The sequence below is a fragment of the Halalkalibacter okhensis genome (assembly GCF_000787375.1).
In the GTDB taxonomy this organism is placed as follows: domain Bacteria; phylum Bacillota; class Bacilli; order Bacillales; family Bacillaceae_D; genus Halalkalibacter; species Halalkalibacter okhensis.
Genome location: NZ_JRJU01000017.1, coordinates 1 through 16,900, shown reverse-complemented (window position 1 = coordinate 16,900; position 16,900 = coordinate 1). Strand labels below are relative to the sequence as shown.

19 protein-coding genes are annotated in these 16,900 nt (G+C 38.7%); 2 read left to right on the top strand and 17 right to left on the bottom strand.

Translation table 11 applies throughout. The annotated features are described in order from the left end of the window. Positions 1-97: 97 nt before the first annotated feature. The 4 genes from LQ50_RS24965 to LQ50_RS26280 form a co-directional block, all read right to left on the bottom strand. Positions 98-685 carry a hypothetical protein gene (locus LQ50_RS24965; protein WP_052144745.1) on the bottom strand — a complete coding sequence of 196 codons (588 nt, stop codon included), beginning with the start codon at positions 683-685 and terminating at the stop codon, positions 98-100. Next, positions 682-1,068, bottom strand: a complete 387-nt coding sequence (locus LQ50_RS24960; RefSeq protein ID WP_052144744.1) for a nuclease-related domain-containing protein — start codon at positions 1,066-1,068, stop codon at positions 682-684. Before LQ50_RS24960 ends, LQ50_RS24965 begins: the two co-directional genes overlap by 4 nt. Before the next feature lie 449 nt (positions 1,069-1,517). Further along, a complete protein-coding gene (locus LQ50_RS24360) occupies positions 1,518-2,126 on the bottom strand; it encodes a thermonuclease family protein (protein ID WP_052144743.1) in 609 nt (202 codons plus the stop codon). Positions 2,127-2,242: 116 nt separating this feature from the next. Continuing rightward, positions 2,243-2,365 (bottom strand): hypothetical protein, encoded by a 123-nt coding sequence (locus tag LQ50_RS26280; protein ID WP_272913722.1) that lies wholly within the window; start codon positions 2,363-2,365, stop codon positions 2,243-2,245. Positions 2,366-2,571: 206 nt separating this feature from the next. Between LQ50_RS26280 and LQ50_RS13155 the strand changes: the two genes are divergently transcribed. Both LQ50_RS13155 and LQ50_RS13150 read left to right on the top strand, forming a co-directional pair. Then, entirely contained in the window at positions 2,572-3,246 is a 675-nt protein-coding gene (locus tag LQ50_RS13155; RefSeq protein WP_034630078.1) for a hypothetical protein, read from the top strand. Positions 3,247-3,263: 17 nt separating this feature from the next. Then, the gene (locus LQ50_RS13150) at positions 3,264-4,493 is read left to right on the top strand and encodes an efflux RND transporter periplasmic adaptor subunit (RefSeq protein ID WP_034630075.1); all 1,230 of its coding nucleotides are present in this window, start codon (positions 3,264-3,266) and stop codon (positions 4,491-4,493) included. Positions 4,494-4,671: 178 nt separating this feature from the next. Here LQ50_RS13150 and LQ50_RS13145 read toward each other — a convergent pair whose 3' ends face one another. The 13 genes from LQ50_RS13145 to LQ50_RS25450 all read right to left on the bottom strand — a co-directional run. After that, entirely contained in the window at positions 4,672-5,973 is a 1,302-nt protein-coding gene (locus LQ50_RS13145) for a TRAP transporter large permease (protein WP_034630072.1), read from the bottom strand. Then, positions 5,951-6,460, bottom strand: coding sequence for a TRAP transporter small permease (locus LQ50_RS13140; protein WP_034630069.1), 510 nt, complete (start codon positions 6,458-6,460; stop codon positions 5,951-5,953). The genes LQ50_RS13145 and LQ50_RS13140 overlap by 23 nt, the downstream gene beginning before the upstream one ends. Before the next feature lie 115 nt (positions 6,461-6,575). Beyond that, positions 6,576-7,586 carry a TRAP transporter substrate-binding protein gene (locus tag LQ50_RS13135; protein ID WP_052144742.1) on the bottom strand — a complete coding sequence of 337 codons (1,011 nt, stop codon included), beginning with the start codon at positions 7,584-7,586 and terminating at the stop codon, positions 6,576-6,578. A 55-nt stretch (positions 7,587-7,641) separates the two neighbouring features. Beyond that, positions 7,642-9,123, bottom strand: coding sequence for an aldehyde dehydrogenase family protein (locus LQ50_RS13130; protein WP_052144741.1), 1,482 nt, complete (start codon positions 9,121-9,123; stop codon positions 7,642-7,644). A gap of 16 nt (positions 9,124-9,139) precedes the next feature. Next, positions 9,140-10,120, bottom strand: coding sequence for a 2-hydroxyacid dehydrogenase (locus LQ50_RS13125; protein ID WP_034630067.1), 981 nt, complete (start codon positions 10,118-10,120; stop codon positions 9,140-9,142). A 16-nt stretch (positions 10,121-10,136) separates the two neighbouring features. Further along, entirely contained in the window at positions 10,137-11,327 is a 1,191-nt protein-coding gene (locus LQ50_RS13120) for an iron-containing alcohol dehydrogenase (protein ID WP_034630064.1), read from the bottom strand. Next, a complete protein-coding gene (locus tag LQ50_RS13115; protein ID WP_034630061.1) occupies positions 11,324-12,415 on the bottom strand; it encodes an Ldh family oxidoreductase in 1,092 nt (363 codons plus the stop codon). The genes LQ50_RS13120 and LQ50_RS13115 overlap by 4 nt, the downstream gene beginning before the upstream one ends. Further along, complete coding sequence (locus LQ50_RS13110) at positions 12,399-13,088, bottom strand: RraA family protein (protein ID WP_034630058.1); 690 nt, start codon at positions 13,086-13,088, stop codon at positions 12,399-12,401. The genes LQ50_RS13115 and LQ50_RS13110 overlap by 17 nt, the downstream gene beginning before the upstream one ends. Further along, entirely contained in the window at positions 13,089-14,132 is a 1,044-nt protein-coding gene (locus LQ50_RS13105; RefSeq protein WP_237563708.1) for a LacI family DNA-binding transcriptional regulator, read from the bottom strand. 305 nt (positions 14,133-14,437) lie between these two features. Further along, positions 14,438-14,974 carry a hypothetical protein gene (locus tag LQ50_RS13100; protein WP_034630056.1) on the bottom strand — a complete coding sequence of 179 codons (537 nt, stop codon included), beginning with the start codon at positions 14,972-14,974 and terminating at the stop codon, positions 14,438-14,440. 287 nt (positions 14,975-15,261) lie between these two features. Next, a complete protein-coding gene (locus LQ50_RS13095; RefSeq protein ID WP_034630053.1) occupies positions 15,262-15,540 on the bottom strand; it encodes a YkvA family protein in 279 nt (92 codons plus the stop codon). 160 nt (positions 15,541-15,700) lie between these two features. Further along, positions 15,701-16,387 carry a response regulator transcription factor gene (locus LQ50_RS13090; protein WP_034630050.1) on the bottom strand — a complete coding sequence of 229 codons (687 nt, stop codon included), beginning with the start codon at positions 16,385-16,387 and terminating at the stop codon, positions 15,701-15,703. A gap of 220 nt (positions 16,388-16,607) precedes the next feature. Next, positions 16,608-16,900 (bottom strand): hypothetical protein (locus LQ50_RS25450; protein WP_034630048.1); only part of this gene is annotated, 293 nt, incomplete at its 5' end.

Here is a 16,900-nt window from a genome sequence, read left to right as displayed (position 1 = left end):
CAATTTGCGCGTTATTCTGTCCAAGTACCGAGATTTGCTGTCCAAACGAGCCAATATTCAATCCAAAGAGGCCATGTTGCTGGCGAAACAACATCCGTTAGTCAAAATAGCTTAATTCATAACAACGATTTTTGCCCATTCCGGGCTTTAATGGCAATGAAGTTAACAATTTGGAGGCAACCGATGCTGAGGTGATCTGAAGAAACGTTCTAGCTTGTTCATTGGAAATCGTATCACTAATTAACAACAGATAATCATTAAGAGTGGTCAAATGTGCCTGTTTGTCCTTCGAGTGGCAATGAGAGCAGATCCAATACCCTCTTATTCTCTGCATAGGCAGGCAGTGACACTCTAAACATTGCACACCCGTCCGTATATCATCAATAGATAGAGCAAACTGTTTTAACATATCAGAATGAGAGGGAACATGCTTTTTTATTACCGTACGTGAGAGCTGATTTAATTGTTTTAGTGTCATTGCTTCATTTTGAAAGATTTGATGATAGTAGTTTAGTTTTGAAGGGACCATTTCTGCGTGCAAAATCTTTTCGCGGGCTTCTTGATATGCGGGAGACGTTCGAATAACGGCAGAAGGATTTGTAATAACAACAAGCGGGATGATAGGAGGGGTGGGAAATTTATGTTTTTCTAGCCAAGACTGAAATTGTTGTTGCTGCCTCTTCACCTGTATGATTGGGTCTTGAAACTTCTCTTCTTCTCCATTTTTTTCCGGATAAGCTGTTGAAATTCTTGATCAAAATAAAGGGTTCCTGTTATATTTTTTATTTCTAAAATCATGAAAAAACGTGTTGTTACTATAAGAGTATCAATCTGGAAAAAGTGGTCCTTTCCTTGTTTCAACCTATTATCATGAAGGATCAATCCATCATCAATCGGCTGCGTTTTTAAATGATAATCAATCGCCTGCTCTCCTCGGTAGCCAGCCTTCCTTTTCTTTAATTCTTCTTCAATTTTATTTCTAATACTATGATGAGCCGGTAATCTACGGAGCAAAGCTTCTAATTTCAAAATTTTTAGAGGAATCTTTCGTTCTTTTTTTACAATCATCCTTTTGCCTCCCTTCGTATAGGAGAAATTCAATAAAATGGAGGAAAATTCCTGCATTTTACTGAGTGAAACTGGTGCCTAGCTTTTTGTTCAGTCGCGTTTTCCGTTTTTTCTGTCCAAAGTCCTCGATTTGCTGTCCAAACATGGACGTATTCAATCCAAACTCGCGCACCTGCTGTCCAATCACCTCAACCACAAAAAAAGAGCGGGTTCCCCCACTCCTCTCTATCTATTATTTTTGAAAAAACACCGTAAATGTAAGTGCAAGCAACGTGAAGATTCCTGGATTTTTTAATGTGTTTGTCATTGAAATAACCTCCTGAATATTCATCTGTTTTTGATACCTTTATACTACCAAGCATCTAAAAAGCTGTAAGCATTCATGTCAGGTTATATTCCAATAAATATATATTTAAAATACATCTTATAAAAATTCCAGTACCTTCGCATCACTCCACTACACTCATATCAAACCCACGCTCTGTCACATAGCCTTCAATTGAATGCACATTGATTCCTTTTGCAACCGCCCCTGCTTCTGCTACCAAATAATCATCAACGTATTTATACTCATCATATAAATACGCAACTCTCGCCAAGCCTTCTTTTAAAAGTGACTCCTGCACATTAACACCATCCACAGTAAAAATATGGCCAAGCAAGCGGTCGTACCGGTCAAAATCAGCATTTTCATCCATCTCAATTACAACGTAGCCACTCTCCAATAACTCCTCAACATGTTCCGTACTTTCTCTCCCATACAGCTCCTTTTCATTCGTATCCTCTGGTGAATCTACTGCTAAAAAGCGTACCCTTATCGACGAATCTAGCTCAGAAAACGCATTTACTAGATCTGGGTCATTCACATAATCTAAGTTTAGATCAGTAATACGAATCGTATCGCCATCTACTATATTTTCAACGCTCGCAAAAATCCAATTGCCATCAAGGAATGCGGCATCCTCTGCTACAATTTCTATTGGCCTTTCCCTCTCTAGAGGCGCACAAGCACTCAGAAAAATCAGGACCACAATCCACAACAACTTTCCTTTACCCATTTTCAAGACCTCACTTTAAACCATGATTATTGCCATTCCCATTATAACGCAAAACAAAAAAGAGCTCAGCTCAATACATCTTTCATCGCACCGAGCAGAACTCCTATTAGATTCCATTAACAATGGTGAGCTTTTTCAATGGCCTGAGACAAGACTGCGACTTCTTCGACTTTTAATTTCCGCTTCAGCTTTTCTTCAAAGTACACTTTCAAGTTCTCCATGATCATCTTGTTAGTCATTTTCCTCACCTCATTCATATCATAACAGCCCTTTGCTTCCCTTTCATCAACTCTTACATATAATTTACCTAATTTACAAAACTTTCATCTCCCATGTCAAATATCGACAAAACCCGGAATTGATATCCACTCCCCTAGGCAACAACTACAAAAAAATGTAAAATAAAGTAGACTTATTATATCGGCTCACATGGGGGATTTATAGAATGAGGTATCATTTAGAATTAGTACGGAGTTTAGTAGAACCAGATACAAAAGTTGACCAGTTAACTATTGCAGAAGAAATCCCTCTTCACACCGGGAAAGTGATAGGCATTTTCTTATTAAGTCTAGCAGTCTCGCTCGTTCAAGCCTATTACGGCTTACATACATCGGGCATTTCCCACGCACTCACAACCTATACAACAAGTCAATTTGAGTTAGCTAAGCTCATGATCGGACTAGGTGGAGCACTCGATGCTTTGCTTTCTCCTCTCACCTATTTGTTGTTCACAAGTGCATGGTTTTGGGTGTTCCTTGATGAAACACATTATCGTCAAGCCTTTGTCGTATCTGTTATTAGTATGTTTATCCTCACAGTCGGAAACGTTGCGCTCTTGCCTTTTGAACTATGGCTCGGAGTTCAAGCGGCTACATCACCTTTTGCTCTAGGTGTCATCGCTCATCTGTTTACGACGAATGAATATTACATTCACTTTTTTGGACAGATTTCAATCTTTTTGCTATGGGCGATCTTTTACCAAATCTATGCTTTTTCAAGAATTGCATTTACGAAAAAATGGTTCTTAATCCTAATTACAGTGTTAGTTCATCTCATCATGATGCTCACCTCTGTGTTTTTAATCTTTCTATCAAACTTTCTTAGTGCGGATTTAATGTAAAAAGGTGGTAACAACTAGTGAAAAAATGGAAAGTGAATGCAATACTGATTGCTTGTATCTTATTTATTTCTGTGAATGTCTTTCTCATCGTCGGCGAAGAGAGCGACATTGCGCGCTTACAAATCATTGATGGGATGCTATCACCCACAGAGCGCAATCTCGTTGAATCAGTAGAGAAGCCAGGCATTATATTATCTACGAACGAAGAACATATTTATTTTAATGAACAGATCGGGTCCATGGGAGACCTTTATGTACAAGAGGGGCACGAGGTTCAAGCAGGCGACGTTCTATTTACATATGAGAACATTGAAATCGAATCGACCCAGCAAGAATTGCAATCTAAAATCGACCAAATTGATTTAAACATCTCTCAACTATCTGAAGAGATTTGGACGCTCTCTTCCATTAAAAATCGTCTTCATCAGACCCACTATCAATTAGATGAAGAAGAGGAAGAGGAAGCAATCACAGCATTTCAAGAGCAACAAATAGATCAATACGAGGTCCAAATTTTACAAAAGCAACACCAAATTGAAACACTTGAATGGGAGAAGGATCTTCACGAGCAATCTCTACAAGCTATTTATAGCCAGCAATATGAACTAGAGGTGACGAGCCCCGTAGCAGGAATCATTAAAGAGGTGAACACTCAGCAAAACGAACCATTGTTGACGATTGTTTCGAATACATTAATTGCTCAAGGTGAGCTAACACAAGCCGAATCACTTGAGATCCGTGAAGGTCTGAGAGTCGAGATTGCTACACACCACCAAGAGCCAATTGACGGTATTCTCTCTCGAATTTCCAACCTCCCTTCAGAAGAACCTGCTCTAGATAAAGAAACTACGTATCCTTTTTATGTAGATTGGGAAATGGCGGAGCAAGCTGACGATCTAAAGGTTGGTTATCATGTGAACCTAAACATTATTCAACATGAAATTCTTAGTGCCATTACCATTCCACAATCGAGCATTCATGTCGAGAATGATGAGTATTCTGTCTTTATTATTGAAGACGGCTTCCTTGAAAAAAGGAATATTGAATTAGGAATGCTTGAAGAGCCTCACCAACAAGTAACAAGAGGCGTCGTATTAAGAGATCTTATTGTTGAAAACCCAACTGGTTTGTTGGATAACAATCCATTCGTCACTAAATTGCAGCTTCGCGAAATTGATGAAACCGCCCAGCTCGCTTTTCGAAAGCAATCTCTCTTAACGCTTATGCTGCAAGGGTTTGTTCAGTAAAATAGAAAAGGTCTATTCAGCCTAGTTCAAATATATAATGGTTCGCCTTTCCTAATAATTACTTAAATACTAATTTATTATTTAAAGAAATCTTTAAAATCCCTAGTCGAGCCTCTTGTTTTAATTTCAATAAAATAGATCACGAACAGCAACTAGATACTCTTCGTGATCTCATTTTTTATTTTAATATATTAGGTAGCCATAATGTAATTTGTGGTACATAGGTAATAATCGCTATATTAATTAGCAGCACAATATAAAATGGAATAAGCGGTTTCAAAATATGTTCGATTCTTAAACCTGCAATTTGAGAAGCTACAAATAAATTAACCCCAATTGGAGGTGTTAACATCCCAACTGCCAAGTTTACGATCATGATAATACCAAAATGAACAGGATCAATTCCAAACATGACCGCTACAGGAGCTAAGATCGGGGCCATGATCACAATCGCCGCACCCGTCTCTAAAAACATACCAACTATGAGGAGAATCAAATTAACTAACAACAAGAAAACAACCGGGCTATCAGAGATAGAGACAAACCAATCAGCTACGATATATGGAACTCTTTGAGATGTTAATACCCAACCAAATAGCCCAGCATTTCCAATAATAAACATAATAATTGATGTAGATAAAACCGAATTTCTCAACACTTCCATTATTTTATCTATCGTAAAGGTTCTATAAACAAATACACCTAATAGTAAAGCATAACCAACTGCTACAGCTGCTGCTTCAGTCGGAGTGAAAATCCCACCATAAATACCACCTAAAATGATTACCGGCATTAGCAACGGAAGAACAGCTTCTCTTAATGCACGCAAACGCCCTTTGGCAGTCATTAACTCTTTTTCCTCTTCTGTTAATTCAATCTTTTTCCCGTACCCTTTTATTTTACTGATCAAATAAATGGTAAACATTAAAGATATCGCAATCATGAAACCTGGAACAACCCCAGCCATGAAAAGGTCTCCAATTGAAATAGACATTCCTGCACTTAGAGCAAAGATAATTAATGGTATAGAAGGTGGGATAATTACACCTAGTTCACCCGAAACGGCTTGTACGGAGGTCGAGAAATTCTTTGGAAACCCTCTTTTAACCATAGCAGGAATTAAGATACTACCAATCGCTGCCACTGTTGCAGCACTTGAACCGGAAATTGATGCAAAAAACATTGCAGTTAAAACCGTTACCATTCCTAGTCCGCCAGTAATTTTCCCCACTAATGAGTTAGCTAAATTAATTAAACGCTGCGAAATGCCACTGTACTCCATCAAACTACCTGCCAGAATAAAAAATGGAATCGCCATTAATGGAAATGAATTAAGTGATCCAAATATTCTTTGAATGGCTACTTGTAAAGAAGTACCATCCTGCCACATAGCGATCATTGATGCTAACCCCATCGAAAAGGCAACCGGTACACCAATGATAAACATGATAAATAAACTAATGAATAATAGGAGTGCCATCTTGATCCCCCTCTTCTTTTTTCGTTAGTAAGTCATAGAGCACAGCTATACAGTTTAAAATTGCTAACATGCTTCCGACAGGTATAGCTGCATAAATCCAAGTGACAGGAATATCAAGTGAGCCCGTTGTCTGATGGGCTAAGTTACCCATAATGTCAAACCCAAATTTGATGAGTAAAGTCAAAAAGATAATATTAATGAGAATGATGACCATTTCCATCATTCTTTTTATCTTTTTAGGAATCAAATATAAGACGGCCTCTACTGAAATGAGCAAACCTTTTCTTAATGCAATGGCGGTTCCTAACAATACAATCCATACCATAGAATATCGAACGACTGCCTCTGACCAAATTAGCGGGCTACCTAATACATATCTTGCAAATACTTGATAGATGGTAAGCAGGGCAACGAAACCAAAGATTACGGCAATAAATTGAAACACCCAAAAATTCAAGCGGTCTATTGCATGAACGATTCTTTTCATCTTATAACACCTCTTTACTTTGTTAATTCTGTAAGTACTTCATATATACCCGTCGGCTTGATATACATGAAGTACTTATAGAAAGGAAGGGGGAAGAAAGATCCCCCCTTTGCCCTTAATTCGTGCTTAGAATCATTTCATATACTTCTATTATTTCAGGGAATTGATTTTCTACAAATCCATCAAGTTTCTCTTGGAATAATGATAGATCTGGTTCAATAATGGTCATTCCAGCTTCTTCGAGACTAGTTAGATAACCTTCTTCTCCAGCTAAAACTTCCTCAGCAGCAAATGCTTTCGCCTCTCCATTAGCCGCTTGAATTAAAGCATCTTGTAATTCAGCCTCTAGTGATTGGAATGTCCCATCACTAATCACAATACTAATCGGCTCTCTTACATGCTCTGTTTTAATAAGATAATCAACAACCTCGTTAAACTTCGAATTATAAATTAGCGAAAGCGGATTTTCTTGCCCATCAATAACTCCTTGTTGCAAAGCCGTAAAGACTTCTCCAAATGCCATTGGTGTTGGGGCGGCTCCTAATGTCTCCCATGACCTTACAAAGACTGGACTATCAGGAACCCGAATTTTTAAGCCCGATAAGTCTTCAGGAGAATTCACCTCTCTATCTACTGTTAACATGCGTGACCCTCTTGTTAGATAGGAAAGAATACGGTTACCAGATTCATCGGCAATACGTTCTGAAATTTCCTGACCAACCTCACCATTGTAGACCGTTTCAAAATGCTCTTGACTATCAAACATAAATGGAACTGTAAAGATTTGAGCGGTTGTTGAAGAGTCAGATAAGACACCTGCTCCCCCTACCCAAATATCCGCACTACCTATTTGTAATCCTTCTAATAATTCATTGTCATTCCCTAAGGAACCGTTTTCATAAATGTCGATTTTTAGTTTTCCTTCTGTTAAAGCTTCAACTTCTTCCTTAAATTTTTCAACAGCTTGTGCATGAATTTCAGAATTCGGCCAAACGTGCCCTAACTTTAATACATGCTGCTCAGTTGAACCCTCTTCACTGCTACCTGCACTCTCATCAGATGAACACCCTATTACTAAAAGCATTGTCATAAGTAATAATGCCACGTTGAAAATAGATTTTTTCATTGAAGGTTCCCCCTTGAGTTTTTTAACTATATTAAACAACTTGGAAATAAGTTGTTTAATATAGAAAGTACGCGACTTTCATTTCTGTAAAAAAGTCTTTATTTGTTTTTCCAATGGAGAATGCACCATAACCTGACTCTTTAACTCCGCCAAAAGGTGCATGAGCCTGACTAGCGGTTCCATGGTTTACATGAACCATTCCGCTTTCAACTTCATTGACAAATTTATAAGCAAGCGCGAGGTCTTTTGTAAATATGGAAGCAGCAAGACCATATTTGACATCGTTAGCCACCTGAATAGCCTCTTCTAGATTATCTACTTCTATAACTGATAGAACAGGGCCAAAAATCTCTTCCTTAGCAATTTTCATTTCTGATTGGACACCTGTGAATAAACCAGGAACGATATAATACCCTTCTGAATACTCTCCCTCTGATAGAACGTTTCCACCATATACTAGCTGGGCCCCTTCTTCTTTTCCTGATTCAATATAGGATAACGTCGTATCTAACTGATCCTGATTCACTAAAGGACCAATAGTAGCTGAAGAATTCGAAGCAGGACCGACTTTAACTTGCTCAAGCTCTGCTTGAATCGCTTGAATGATCTCCCCTGCCTTTTCCTTCAAGACAATGACTCTACTAATAGATGTACAACGTTGTCCGCTACAAGCAAAAGCTGCACTTACAATTTGTTGCGCTACATAGGCAGCTTCATCATAATCGACCACTACAGCAGGATTTTTCCCCCCTAACTCCAATTGAGTCTTCTTTAATAGTTTAGTCGCCTTTTCATTGATTCCAACTCCAATATTAGTAGAACCAGTAAAGCTAATTCCTTTTACTAACGGATGACTGATTAGTGCGTTACCTACTTTTGATCCTCCACCAGTGACTAAATTGACAACTCCTTTTGGTACACCGGCCTCTTCCAAAAGTTCCATTAAACGAATCGATGACCAAGGTGTTTCAGAAGCAGGCTTATAAACGACTGTACAACCATAAGCTAAAGCAGGAGCAATTTTTCTAACTGGTGTAACAACAGGGAAGTTCCAAGGTGCAATTGCAGCGATGACACCTAATGGTTTGTGAAGGACTGACGTGGCGATATTACTTTTTTCACTAGGTAAAGTAGATCCTTCGATTCGAAGAGCTTCTCCTGCAACGAAACGAGTTTCCTTTACAGCACGCCCGACTTCTCCCTTTGATTCAGCTAAGACTTTACCTTGTTCGGCTGATAAGATAAAAGCTAGTTCATCACTGTGCTTTTCGAGTAAATCAGCAAATCTCGTTAAAATAGCCCCACGGTCTGGTCCAGGTACGTTTGACCACTCTTTAAATGCCTCATGTGCAGCTTCAACAGCTTGATGAACATCGTCCTCATTGGATGCTTGGAACAAGCCTAACACTTGTTTTTTTCTAGCAGGATTATAGATTTCAAATGTTTCTCCTGTTCGACTCCTTATCCATTCTCCATTAATATAATTATTATAGGTTTTCCCAATTTCATCTTTGAGCCAATCATTAATTGTTTTCAATTTTCTTCCACTCCTTCTATGAGTTCTTTAGTAGTTCTAGATTAACTGGAGTTAGAGGATTTAACCCTTTTAATACGGCAATAACATTATCGACTGCTAGATTTGCCATTTCGACCCTCGTTTCAATTGTCGCACTCCCTACATGTGGAGCTAGAACTACGTTGGGTAACTGATTTAAATTCGGTTCTAGTACTGGCTCTCTCTCAAAAACATCCAATCCAGCTCCTGATATTTCATTGTTAGCGAGTGCTTTGACCAGGGCCGCTTCATCAATAAGTGGACCTCTAGACGTATTAATGATAAAGGCATTTGATTTCATGAGAGCTAACTCCGCTTTCCCAATTAAATGATAGCTATCGTCGGTCAAAGGGGCATGTAATGATATAAAATCTGATAACTTTAACAGCTCTTCAAACTCTACGTAAGTAGCATTTAATCTCTGTTCCTTGTCTTTTGGTAATGGTCTGCGATTGTAATAAAGAACATCCATATTAAATCCTTTTGCTCGTTCAGCTACAGCCTCACCAATTCTTCCCATTCCAACTATCCCAAGTGTTTTACCATGCACGCTTCTCCCCAATAACAGCTGAGGTTTCCACCCTTCAAATTTTCCATCTCTCACAAACTGATCACTCTCAGGGATCCGACGCGCACTTCCTAAAAGTAATGCCCAAGCTAGATCAGCCGTTGCTTCGGTAAGCACATCAGGCGTGTTCGTTACGATTACCTCATTTTCTGTTGCAGCATTTAGATCAATGTTGTTAAATCCAACTGCATAGTTGGCAATTACTTTTAATTTCGGAGCAGCATGTATTACCGCTTTATCCATTTCGTTAACCAGTAAAGAAATGACTCCTTCTTTATCCTTTATCTGCTCAATCAATTGTTCCTTCGTTAAGTCAATGTCACTCGTATGAACATGCACTTCAGCTACTTCTTCTAACCTGCTTATTGCATCTCCAGGAAGTTCACTAGTTACTAATACTTTCGGTTTCAAATGAACCCCTCCAAATTTATAGTGTGATATAACTTTCCTTTTCTTCTGTCATTGCGGCTCTACAAATGTTCTTCAAATCCTCTAGTGTTGGTTTTCTTGGATTAACCGGTACATTCCCAGACAACATTGCTTCTTCCACGATAAAATCAAGATGTTCTTCTTTCACACCAAAATCAGAGAGTGTTTGATGTATACCAATATCATCTTTTAATTGTCGAATAGCTTCCACTGATTTTTCTGCCGCTTCTCTTTCTGTTAAGCTGTACGTATCAACACCAAAAATTGAAGCAATTTCTGCAAATTTCTTAGGATTGCCAATTACGTTAAATTGCATTACTTCTGGAAGAAGAATGGCATTTACTGTTCCATGAGGAATTTTAAAATGAGCCCCTAACGGAATTGCCAGTGCATGAGCAAGTCCTAAACGTGTTGAGTTAAATGCCATTGCAGCAATTAAACTAGCCAGAAGCATATTTGAACGCGCTTCCAAATTTTCCCCTTGAACGACAGCCATTCGTAAGTGCTCAGAAATCATTTTCATCGCTTGAACCGACAAGCCTTCAGAAATAGGTTGTGTTGCTTTATTAACATAAGACTCCAATGCATGGGTTAATGCATCCATGCCTGTTGCTGCTGTAATATGAGGAGGCAGGGAAGTTGTTAATTCTGCATCGGCAATGGCTACATTCGGACAGTTGTATACACTTCCTACACTAAGTTTGACCTTTGCTTCTTTATCTGAAAGAACAGACCAGATGGTAATTTCACTGCCAGTTCCAGCTGTTGTTGGGACGGCAATGACTGGCACACTTGGATTTGGCACCATATTAATTCCTACATAATCTCGGATATGCCCTGGGTTATTTAACATTAAGCCAATTGCTTTAGCTGTGTCTAAGGAACTGCCGCCTCCAACACCAACCACCACATCACACTCTTCTTCTTTCCCAAGTTTGAGCCCTTTATCAACCGAATCAATGGCTGGATCCGCTTCAATTTCTGAAAAAATTTCGTATGGAATTTGATTTGATTTTAATGGTTCCTCAAGTTTCGCTACGACACCTGCATGTAAGACCCCTTGGTCACATACGATTAATACTTTTCGTCCACCTAATTCTCTTACATGTTCGGGTAATGAGTTAATCGCCCCATTTCCAAACTCTATTGCTGTAGGAATTTCATATCTAAAAAATTTATCAAAAATCATTTTTGTACCTCCCCTAATGAATTTAATTCATACGTGGCTGCCGCTAAGTCTACTCCGTAACGCATTCCAATGGAATTAAGTTCTTCCACCACTTTCAAAGGTAACTCTATGCCATTTTCTTTCCGTTCTTCTGCTCTGCGACTTTCAATTTCACCTGGTATAAAAATTTCTTCAACCCCTGTTGCTTTGGGTTCGGCTTTAATTTCTGTAATATATTGATCCATTCTCTGTTTAAAAAGCTCAATCGGCATAAATGCGTTAACATCAATTGCTAAGAAAATATGACCTACATTTTGAGGCTCTTCCCAATTGCTGTACATGTTATTAACGTATTTGCCAAATCCTGCACCCGTTAAGACACCTGCAAGAATATCTATAAACATCGAAATGCCATACCCTTTTGGTCCCCCAAGCGGCAAAACAGACCCTTCTAACGCTGCATTAGCATCCGTAGTCGGGTTGCCTTCTTTATCAATTGCCCACCCTAACGGAATGCTGTTTCCTTTTTGAGCTTCAACAATAATCTTTCCTCTTGCAACAACACTTGTAGCCATATCAAGAATAAATGGAGGATTTTCTCCGGCCGGTATTCCTACCGCTAAAGGGTTTGTTCCAATAAATGGTCTAACTCCACCAGTTGGTGGCATCGTTTGAGATGCATTTGAAAGTACAAGTAGAATGATATCTTGATCTATAGCTTTTTTAGCGTAATAAGCACCTGTCCCAAAATGATTGGAATGTTTTACTCCAACTAAAGCAACCCCGTTTTCTCTTGCCTTTTCTAAGGCAATCGTCAAGGCGTTTGTACCCACAACAGAGCCGAAATTATTATGACCATCTACTAAAAGAGCTGCATCACTTTCATTACTAATAACTGGCTTAGCATCAGGGTCAATCATTCCCTTTTCAATACGCTCTAAATAAATCGCAGTTCGTACGACTCCATGAGAATCGACGCCACGTAAATCCGCTTCAATGAGGGAATTAGCAACAATTCTAGAATTCTCTTTAGAAACTCCGGCTTTTTCAAATACGCTCGAACAAAAGGATTCAAGCTTTTCCCAATGATATCTAGTTGCTATTGCCATCAATCCTCACCCCCTTGCTCTGTAAAGTTTGTTTCACCCAAGTTCGATCAACCGTTCCGTCCTCGATCGATTGCATTATCGTTTCTTCCAATTTTTGCTGCTTCTTAGCTAAAGCTAAAACTACCTCAGCATTCTCTAATGGAACAGCCACTAAGCCATCTTCATCGCCTACGATAATATCTCCTGGCTTAATCATCATTCCCCCTAATGAGATAGGGACATTTATCTCTCCCGGTCCATCCTTATAAGGGCCTTTATGATTAACTCCACATGCATATACCGGAAAATCATCTTCAGCAAAGGCTGCCGTATCACGGATGGCCCCGTTAATCACAAATCCTCCAATTTGGTTACGCTTTGCTAGTCGTAGCATAATCTCTCCAACAATGGCATTAGATAAGTCTCCACTAGCATCAACAACAATCACATCACCTGGCTGAGCCATATCAATCGCTTGGTGTACCATTAGATTGTCACCCGGTCTTGTTTTGACTGTCAGCGCTGTCCCAGTTAATTTACCACCTTTATGATAAGGCCGTAGACTTGCATGAGCACCATAGATTCGATGTAGATTATCACTAATATGAGGGGTCACAATCGAACGAAATTCATTGACAAGGTCTTGACTAGGTCTGTTCACTATGGGTAAAACTCTAAATCCTACGTTTTCCATTTAAACTCCTCCTTTTGAATACCCTGTTTCCTCTTTCAATTGACAAGACTGCCTAATGATTAAAGAAGGCTCTAAAGAATCAATAGTTGCCTGTTTTTTTTGCTTGGATTTTAATGCCTCAATTAATTTCCCAGCTGCCAACTCTCCCATTTTATAACTTGGTTGTGAAACAGTTGTTAAAGGCGGATTCAAATGTTGAGACCAAACCGTTTCATCATATCCAATTAAACTAACATCTTCTGGAACAGATAGCCCTAATTCCTTAATTCCTTCAAGAATTTCCAGTGTCATCATATTATTCGTGGAAAAGATAGCATCAGGTCGCTCACGTTGTGATAATAGTTTTTTCACCTCTTGTTTTGCTCCCCCCCTCTCTTCATCAATAACCCGAATCAGATTCTCATTCACATTCAAATTATTTCTCGCAAGTGATTGCCGATAACCCTCTATTCTTTCTAAACGGGGACTAATTCCACTTGGAGGGTAAACCATTATTGCAACAGACTTCTTTCCGATCTGGATAAAATGTTCCACCGCAAGATAAGCACCTTTTACATTATCAACGACAACTGTATCAATCGGTACGCCTTCGATTTTCCGGTTTATTGCTATAATTGGAAATCCACTATCTACCAAGGAATGAAACATTTCTTTATTTTTCATCGTCGGGTTAACGATAATGCCATCTACTTGCTTTAAACGCAATCCCTCGATATGTTCTACTTCTAATTCGGACTTGTCATTTGAATTACAGATCATCAAGTTATATCCTTGCGCTCTACATGTGTCCTCTACACCTTCTAAAACTTGTGACCAAAATGGATTCTGCAAATTAGAAAGCACAATTCCTATAACATTTGTTTTCATTTGCTTTAAACTTTTAGCTACTGCATTAGGCCGATAATTTAACTCCTCAATAACCTTCATTACTCGTTTCTTTGTCTCTTCGTTGACGTGAGAGTAATTTCCATTTATGATTCGAGACACCGTTGTTTTTGAAACCCCTGCTCGTTTTGCTACTTCGTCCATCGTAATCTTCATCATTACTCAACCATCCCTTATTTTCTAAAAAACTCCTATGACCGGTGTTTTTTTGGAAATCGATTCCCGAAACCGATTTCCGAAACCGATTAACTAGATATTATCACCGATTGTTAGCGTTTTCAATATTATTTTTGAAAAACTTTAATTTTCTGTTTTTTAACTTTACAGAATAGTCCTATAATAATAACCATAGCGGTTAACACTCGCCATTAACTTTTTTCTACAGTGAGATTTGCAAATTACCTTAATGCGGAAACATAAAGAAACAATCGCACTACAATTGTAGTGCGATTGTTCCATTTCAACTAACGATATTCCGTCACCCCATACCTTTTGCCATCACCAGTACGTCCGTTCACATAATAATCTAAGTCATGCATAATTTTATGAGCTAAACGCACCTCTTCAACATTATTTGCATCCAATGCTCTTTCGATTGCCTCGATCGTCCGCTTGGCATCATTACGCAACGCTTCATTTGTTTCGATGTCTAACATCACTTGGAGCTCATCGATAATTCCATTTAGATTATTCTCATTTTTGCCCCAAGAAAAGCCAATGTAGCCATTCCATCCAACTAATTGATTTAACTCACCATGTACAGCCTTGATGATCTCCCCAGTTTCTCCCTCAATTTTTGGGCTATCATCATTGGACTGATCGGTTTCATCCACTTCCTCTTCATGCCCAACTGTAATAACCTCTACAGCCTCTTCTTCTTCAATAGAATCTTCAATAGCCTCCTCATTTTGACTCACGGAATACCAATTTATTGCAATGACCACACCAAATATGGCCATTAAAGAATAAACGATGATATAGGCAGCTTTTTTACTTTTCATTTTATGGACTCCTTTTACTCTCTAAGTAATGATTAATTAATACAAAATGAAGTTTTAAGAATGTATGTATTCCATTTCATAATCAAAATTCTACCACACATCTTGGACAACACCCCAACCATTTACTTATCCTCCACAGACAAACAAGCAAGATTTGTCATTCAAATCCAATCAACCTCCTAGAGAAACACTACTTCCTTTGACGCATCTGATCATTAGTTGGATGCACTTTTTTCTAAATTTTTTTCAAAAAAATAAAAGCCTTTTTATAAGGCTTAAAAAGTCATTCACGATTTTAAATTATATTTTTGCTTTAATGACTCTGGAGCCATTTTCACCATCCGCTCAAAGATAAATGTCACAATGACGACATCATCGAGAATGCCTAAAAACAGGATATAATCTGGAATCAAATCAAATGGAAACATGACATACCCTATGATCAGTAGCACCCCTATCCACTTTTTATGAACAGAAACCTCCTTGGATAAGAAGTAGTCTTTCAGAAAAGGAGCAAATCTCCACACTTTTAAAATGAATGTTAGTCGTTTTACTACCTTCCGCACCTGTTTCACCCACTTTCTATGCCTAGCTTATCTCAAAATCAAATATTCGACAAACGCCATATGGACATAAAAAAACAAGAGCCTGAAAATGCAGCTCTTGCTCATGTACAAAAGGATGAAGAGTGGCACAAAAATGTCACTTTCACGCCCCCCCTCTTTGTTACATTTCAAATTTATACCCGACGCCCCAAACGGTACGGAGCACATCACAGCCCATGGTTTTAAATTTATTTCTTATTTTCTTAACATGAGCATCAACTATACGAATATCGCCTAAAAAGTCGTAACCCCATACATGCTCAAGCAATGTCTCTCTTGTATACACATTCCCCGGTGCTTTGGCCATGTGTAGCAATAAATCAAACTCCTTTGGCCGAAGAGACACATTCTCTCCCTTGTAGATCACTTCTCTACGATTTACATCAATCTTAAATTCGCCATAATCATACGTGTAGCTTTGCTCTTTTGAACTCTCCTTACTTGGCGTGTCGACCCTTCTTAAAATGGCCTTGATTCTAGCTACCAACTCTCTTGGGCTAAATGGTTTGATTATGTAATCGTCCGCCCCTAACTCTAAACCAAGAACTCGGTCCAACTCATCCCCACTCGCTGTTAACATTATAATAGGGACATCTGACACCTTCCTAACCTCGCGACAAACATCATACCCGTCCATTTCAGGCATTAATATATCCAATATAATCATGTCTAGTTGATGATTTTTTGCCAAATCCAAAGCATCTCTTCCATTCTCAGCTTCGACGACATTATATGTTTGCTTTTTTAAATAATGATGAATAATGCCTCGAATGTTATCATCATCATCCGCTACCAAAACATTAAGCAAAGATAACCTCTCCTTTAATTCCTCGAATTGTAATGGAATCTCGCATAAGAAGCTTTTACACATATCAAAGGTAGCATTAACAATTAGCTCGTTACAAGGGACATAAGTTTGAAAACACGTCCTAACTTCTTTCCAAAATTTAAAAGCCTTGAAAGGAGTGGGTTCTCCTCTCAAGGCAAGTAGCAGCGTTGGCGCTGGTGTTCCAAGCTTTTTAAATGATTTATTTCAAGAAAGAAAGGAAGTTTGAGTACGCCGTTTTTAACCTTTCATAATAACCAAACAACTTATCAAACGTACCTTCATGCTTCACACTCGTATTATCTTCAGTCTCCGAGTCAACCTCTACCTCCTTATTAGCATCTTCTGCGTCTGTTGTTTCCTCAACTTTTGTTGTCTCTTCGTCAATGGCTGAATCTACTTCTTCTACTACTGGAGCGTCTTCTTCATTAATTGGAGCTACTTCTTCGATGCCTTCTTCTACTTCTAGAGCTTCTTCATCAATGATTGGCTCAA